Consider the following 6,772-nt stretch of genomic DNA (forward strand, 5'->3'; position numbering starts at 1 on the left):
AATACTAGTGAGAAGGGCTAAACACCTCAAGTGTATGCAATTACTCATGTGATGCCTGATAGAATGAGACAGTTCTTTACGCTAGGCAAACACCCAAAAAAATATCATTATTTCCACTTTCCCCCTAACATTCTCCCTGTTCCTCCCGATATACTACCTAAGGACTGGTTTATCTACATAGGACCTAAAAACTTACTAAATATGTATATAGGAGGCATTACACTTGATTAAGAAACGCTTGTTTTTCTCAGCTATTATCCTGTTGCTTTTTTCAAATCAATTCTACCTTAATTCAGCCGCTGCAAGTGCACCGGTAAACGGTACATTTGTGGATGTGACGTATGACGACGTACAGCTGGATAAAAATACGACCGAAAAACGTTTGAAAAGCATTACGATTAAAAATGAGCAAGGACGGACGATGACGTTGGCTATCGATAAGTTTGCCAAGTTGTCGGTCGATTCGGTTATGACGACGATTGATGCGTTCAAGCTCGGTATGGAAGTGGAAGTCGATGTCGAATTGCGCCGTGTAAAAGCACTGCGGGGTATGACAGGTTCAGAACCTGCTCAGATTGAACATCGTGATAAAGTCGTCACGGGAACTGTCAGCAAGATTGACAAGGATGGCAAGTTCATCACAGTCAGACTCGATGACGGCAAGTCAAAAACGTATTATTTAACACATGAAACCGACATCCTAAAAGGGACTGAGCGGACAGATTTAAGTGTTCTATACGAGGGAGATCGTGTGAAGCTCATTTTTTCCGAATATGATACGAACTTCGTTGATTCCATTGAAGTGATTGTTCAGGGTATCAAAATTGAAGGGCTCTATAAAGGAACGATCCAGCGAATTGACGCTACAACTAACAAGCTAATCGTGTCGAATGAAATGATGTTCCGCGATTGGAAGTGGCAACCAACTGCTCCGCAAAGTAACAGCAGCTATACATACTCTGCGAAAACACCCATTTACGTGGGCAATGAACAAATTAAACCGGATCGCTTGCGTTACTACGCGAATAATGACGTCTATTTTGTGACGGTTAGTCAATTCGGACAACCAGTGATCGAGAAGATGGTCATTAAGAAAACATATGAACGTACTATTTATGAGCCGATGACTTTCGTCAATACGACGTCGAACTTGATAGGACTGAAAAATGCCGGTTCTGTTCGTTATAATCCGGGTACCATTCTAGTCCGAAACGGTCGATTGATTGATTCGAACAGTTTGCTAGCGAGCGGAACAGCATTTGTTGTAACGGACGGCGTTCAGAAGAGCCAATACGCAAATGTTGTGCACATTACGAATGACGGTTTCCAAAGCCCGAACTTGACGAATCACTCGATCTACTTCGGCCAGATTAGTTCAGGCAACTCATACACTGTCACGCTAAAAAACGCTTCGCTGCTGTCTAACAACTATTGGAGGCCTGTAACGGCGCCGAAATTTGGATTTAGTAATGATACGGGTGCTGTCGAAGATTTTGGTGGTTCTGTCATTACGATTGTTCCGCAGCAAGATGAAATGAGACACCATGTAAACCGCTTTGGTTACTTCTATGTAGCCAATAATACGATTGTTGCCGCTCATCTTATCGATCCAAAAGCACCTACAGCTACTCTAGTATCTGTCGGAAGGATCGAAAGTATTAAAGGACATAAATCTAGCATCATCAGTATCCGAAACGTCAGTCAGTGGATGAATGGTTATTGGAATACAGCAGGAAATATTTCTAGCATGAACATTGAACAAGCAACCATTATTCGTGACGGTAAGGTCATACAAGCAAGTGATTTAATACCAGGAGAACGTGTTTATGTCCTGCATGAATCGAAAGTAAAAGGGCGAGTTCTACTTGTCAATTGAAGTATGTCTGAATCACCGCACAGCCACTAGCGGCTTTGTGGTGCAGCCTTACGTGTAGAAAGGGATGAAGTTTTATTAATAAGTTAGGGATTTTTATGTGTGCGTTGGTTTTTTCAATCTTGATGGCAACGCCGTCGGCAGAGGCTAAACCGGTTGAATTCAACGGTGGTGTCCTCAATGAATATGTCTATGAGGAAGTGTTCTTTTTAACGGGCTACCCAATCACTTTCTCGGGGAAAGCAACTGTTACCGAAAAGGAGAATAAGGGACAGCTAACGTCTACTTACCGTTTTACATTAGCGAGTAAGGCTGGCGATAAGTTAACGCGCAGTGTTGTCTATGTATCCGATATCGACAAACGAGCCGATAAGGGACAAACGACTGCTCAGACATCCGTGAAAAGCTTTTCTGAAAAAGTAACAATTGGCAAGAACTTAACGTACACGCTCGATGATTATCAATTTTCACAAGGCGCAGTGAGCGATAACCGCCCTGCTTCTGATTATTATTCCGGCAATATTGTCGGCCGCAAAATTTATAAAGTAGCCAATAAAGCTTATAAAACAGAAGAGTTGATCAACGTTCATGTAAGCGGTCGTAATATGGGCTATGAAAACTTCTGGGGAGCAACTGAAACACAAATTATAGATTATGAGATTGTTTCAAATGAAAGATCTGCTTTCGTAACAAGCAAAGTATCTGATAGCAAGTCTAGAACGTTGCAATACGAAGCACATGACCCTTCCCTATCCAGCTTCACGGGAGGACACGCCGTCATAAGTAAATCTACTATGATTGGTGAATATACGTATGATATTCCTTATGGGGAGGGTAAAGGTGTTGTTCATTTATCCCAAAAAAATGTTCCAAAAATTGAGCGACTCATCGTTCCTAAATTCCGTGATGTCGCCAAACACTGGGCAAAAGATGATATTGAACGACTGTATTCACTAGGTGTGTTTGATGAAAAATCGCAGTTCTTCTCGCCGAATACGCCAATGAAACGGTATCAGTTTACGGTTGGTGTATTGAAAGCGGTCGACATTCGTGTACTTGAGCAACCGAAAAAGAGTAAAGTACCGAAAAAAGCAATTTTCAACGATTTAAACGTGAAAGATCCGGATTATCTATTCATTGAAAGTGCTGTTGAAAAAGGAATTATTACGGGCGTTACACCGGATGAATTTAAGCCAAATAGCCCCGTTACACGTGTACAAGCTGTCGCAATCTTGATTCGTGCACTAGGAATGGAGGGCCGTGCGCCGAGTCCTGGTTACCGTACGAATTATGTGGATAACAATAAGATTCCACCTTGGGGTAAAGACAGTGTATATGTGGCTACGGAACTCGGCTTAATTTATGGAGATGAAAAAAATCGTTTCAATCCGAATGCCCCGTTAACTCGGGCACAATCTGCGGCACTTCTTGTCCGTTTCCTTGATTTCTTAGAAAGTGATTTAAAACAAAACTATCGTGATGATATGCTCTTTTTTGAGTGAGGGAGGACCGAGATTTGATAGTTAATTATAAAAAGAGAACGATTGCAGTTGTACTTATGATGATTTTACTACTTGCCGCAGTTCCCTCTTTCGCAAGCGCGGCGAGCCCTTTCAAAGATGTGAAAACGGATCATCCCGCCTATTCTTCCATTGAATGGGCGTACAAGGAAGGGCTTATCAAAGGCTATCCAGATGGTACGTTTAAGCCTGGTGGTATTTTGACGGAAGCACAATTCGTTGCGTTACTTATCCGTTTCGATTGTTCGTCCTCGGATTCTAGCGACAATTATCGTTATATGCGGAGTAAAAATATTCCTTTGAACGGTTATACAAATGAAAAGGTGCGGACGCAGCCAATTACGAAGGGCCAAGTCGCACGTATCATCGCTGCGTTCCAAGGTTCCGATTTGAGCGAAACGTATGCGGTGAACTATATGTACGCAAACAATTTAGCCACTGGAGCAACCGGTAAAAATGATTATCAAGATTATGGTGCAAATCTTTCCATGACCCGTGCAGACGCGGCTGATTTCTTCAAGCGTCTGTCTAAATACGGCGATTGCTCTATGATTGGATTATACGGGGGTTCAGGTGGCAGCGGAGATAAAAAGGACGATGTGCCGCCGAACTTCACTGGCAAGGAAACTGTCTTCTTCCCTAAACCGGAGAAAGATCCTAATCCGCCCGTTTCCAAGCCAACTGACTCGCAACTGATTGCGTTTGATGTTGAAAAAGGTTCACTGATTGCGAATGGTGTGGATTCGACTTTTGTTACATTGTCGCTGAAGACCTGTTCGGGGGACCCGATTAGTTATGAGGATTCGTTGTCGTTTAGTGTGACATCGAAGGTTGGGGCGAGGATTACGCAGGATGACAGATGGTTTGATGGAAAAGGAAATGAAATGGGCTACACGCTACAAAACAATCACAATTCAAGCTTCATCTCAGACGGACCGGATTTAACTGTAAAAGTGACCGCGCCCGCCTCGACAACTTACCGAACAGATGAAATCTCTTTTCAGATTAATGATAGAAATAATAAGAATAAGGACTTAAACTGCTATACGAAACCAGTAAGTGTGCAGTTGAATTATTCGCCACAAGCTGAGTTACGGATTGAAATCAATGGAAATAATAATAACTATACTAACGGATATAGTTCATTTAATGGAACGCTTCCCGCGGATGGTTCATCGGCACGTGTAACCGCGACAATTGTTCGTCCAGGCGGTGAAGTAATTCGGGGGTATAATGGACGCGTTCGTTTCCGTTCAGCAGAAGGTGCTTATCTATCCGATCAATACGCTTATTTCTCTAATGGAGTCGCAACAATCTACATGTCGTCCATTTGGTCATCACTACCTATAGTGGATGAAATTACAGCAGAGATTGTACAATCAGATCCGCGCTACAAAGATGATGTTGCCTCTATTTTGAATACAACGCATGGTCGCGAAGTGGCTTATGACCCGCCTCTACGTAGTGCATATAGTTGTTCAACTGACGTTGAAGTTGCGTTTATCATCGACTCTTCAGGAAGTATGCAGCGAAGCGATAAAGATAGACTTCGCGTTACAAAAACGAAAGAATTTTTAGCGGCGATGGGATCTTCATACAGTCTAGCTGCCAAATTTAATGCGACAGGTACTTTACTAAGTCCATCTCAACAGGCATATTATGTACGACCATCTATTGATAACGTAAGTCAATCAGGTGGAACGAATATTGCAGCCGGTCTAGACGTAGCATTTAGAAACTATAGGGGTTATGGCCCAAGAGTTGCTATTTTGCTAACCGACGGTAAATCAAACGAAAATAAAGTACTTGATATGCTGAAGAAAGCATATGCCCAAGGGATCACAGTTCACACCATCGGGCTCGGAAGTGCAAAGCAATTGAACGAACCATTATTGAAAAAACTTGCGCATGATACAGGCGGCCAGTACTACCATGTCGCTGAGAGCATTGACTTGGGTATCGCTTACCAATCCATCCTTTCAGAAGTCACATGTGACATTCCCGCTCCAACATGTTCGATGGCGAGCCATTTATTCAGATTACCAACACTGGAACGTACTAGCTCTTCGTTCTTCATGAGTACGTATATCAATGAGCGTTGCGGAGTGCCTGCACGGGTTATCCTGCGCTTCAATTCACTCCAAGGTGACATCGATTACGAATTGATTCCAAGGGGGCAAGGTTTATACGCCCTCACCAAGGAAATCAATGAAATCACGAATTTCGACTTGTATAGTGAAGGTGTGTTTATTGCCTTTGATAAATATGGATATGAAATTGGTAAAAGGTATGTCCAGATGAAAAAGAGAAATTAATTGAAAAGAAGTGCGGACCGAGTTGAGGTCTGCACTTTTTTTTTGTGTTGATTGGAGGGTTTGCGGTGGTGGTTGGACACTTGCGGCGATATGTTGGAGGCTTTTCTGGGTTCGTTGGAGGCTTCGCGGGGTTGGTTGGACACTCATTCGGTTCGTTGGAGGCTTCGAGGGTTTTGTTGGACACCAACCCCCTACCCCTTTCGATTGTTAGTGTAAAAATGTTGACAGGCTCCCTAACGACCGCACAAACTGTCATCGCTACATTTCCTGGACCTGTCTTAGAAAACATGTGATGTTAAGCTTTTATCGTTACTTCTCACACGCGATTAAATCTTTATCGCGATCACTTTTTTTATTCGCGTCATAGATTGCCTGAGATACAAATGGCTTGTATTTTGTTTTGCCGCCTACATTTGTGACAGATGCAGATCTTGCCACGCCGCCTTTATACACTTTGTTTAACTCTGTGCAATTTTTAAAGGTCACGACTTTCGCGCTTGCCGCTTCGACATGCACTGAATTGAATGAGAAGCCTATGGCAATCGTAAATGCCAGTAAGACAGTAAAAATTTTCTTCATAACGAAAACCTCCTTTTTAATTAATTCTCTTCTAGTTGAACCTAGCTATAGACATAAAAAAAACGCCTTCCTTTATACCTGATCATTCAAAGTGATCAGATTGAAGACATCCCCCTTAAACTATATGATTACTTTAACAGAGTTTGAGTTAATTTACTAGCTTGTTAAAAAATGGTTGCAATTGGTTGCGAGGGATATGGTCGGATTGCAGCATTATATGATCGGGTGTGCTGGGATATGATCGGATTGCAGGGAGATATGATCGCTCGCCCCGGGATATGATCGGATTGCCGCGTTAGATAATCGCTCGCCCCGGGATATGATCGGATTGCAGGGAGATATGATCGGATTGCGGGGAGATATGATCGCTTGCGCCGGGATATGATTGGATTGCAAGGAGATATGATCGCTTGCGCCAGGATATGATCGGATTGCAGGGAGATATGATCGCTTGCGCCGGGATATGATCGGATTGCAGGGAGATA

General features: G+C 42.9%; 5 protein-coding genes. 3 read left to right on the forward strand and 2 right to left on the reverse strand.

The window, feature by feature from the left end; translation table 11 throughout:
• The first annotated feature begins 223 nt into the window (after window positions 1-223).
• The 3 genes from I2483_RS12955 to I2483_RS12965 all read left to right on the forward strand — a co-directional run bounded on the left by I2483_RS12955 (window position 224) and on the right by I2483_RS12965 (window position 5,708).
• On the forward strand, window positions 224-1,876 hold the full coding sequence (locus I2483_RS12955) for a hypothetical protein (RefSeq protein WP_207277561.1): 1,653 nt from the start codon (window positions 224-226) through the stop codon (window positions 1,874-1,876).
• A gap of 95 nt (window positions 1,877-1,971) precedes the next feature.
• Window positions 1,972-3,375: an S-layer homology domain-containing protein gene (locus I2483_RS12960; RefSeq protein ID WP_207277562.1), complete on the forward strand. Its 1,404-nt coding sequence runs from the start codon at window positions 1,972-1,974 to the stop codon at window positions 3,373-3,375.
• Between the two features lie 14 nt (window positions 3,376-3,389).
• Window positions 3,390-5,708 carry an S-layer homology domain-containing protein gene (locus I2483_RS12965; protein ID WP_207277563.1) on the forward strand — a complete coding sequence of 773 codons (2,319 nt, stop codon included), beginning with the start codon at window positions 3,390-3,392 and terminating at the stop codon, window positions 5,706-5,708.
• A 309-nt stretch (window positions 5,709-6,017) separates the two neighbouring features.
• Here the strand turns inward: I2483_RS12965 and I2483_RS12970 are convergent, their stop codons facing one another.
• Together I2483_RS12970 and I2483_RS12975 are read right to left on the reverse strand one after the other, a co-directional pair.
• Entirely contained in the window at window positions 6,018-6,287 is a 270-nt protein-coding gene (locus I2483_RS12970; protein WP_207277564.1) for an excalibur calcium-binding domain-containing protein, read from the reverse strand.
• Window positions 6,288-6,582: 295 nt separating this feature from the next.
• Window positions 6,583-6,772, reverse strand: a 190-nt coding sequence (locus tag I2483_RS12975) for a hypothetical protein (RefSeq protein WP_207277565.1), incomplete at its 5' end; no start/stop codon positions are given.

The organism is Sporosarcina sp. E16_3 (assembly GCF_017347125.1).
Lineage (GTDB): Bacteria > Bacillota > Bacilli > Bacillales_A > Planococcaceae > Sporosarcina.

Bases quoted from the DNA above. Each gene is read 5' to 3' on its own strand.
- I2483_RS12970 (WP_207277564.1), bottom strand. From the start codon at position 6,287: ATGAAGAAAATTTTTACTGTCTTACTGGCATTTACGATTGCCATAGGC.
- I2483_RS12960 (WP_207277562.1), top strand. From the start codon at position 1,972: ATGTGTGCGTTGGTTTTTTCAATCTTGATGGCAACGCCGTCGGCAGAG.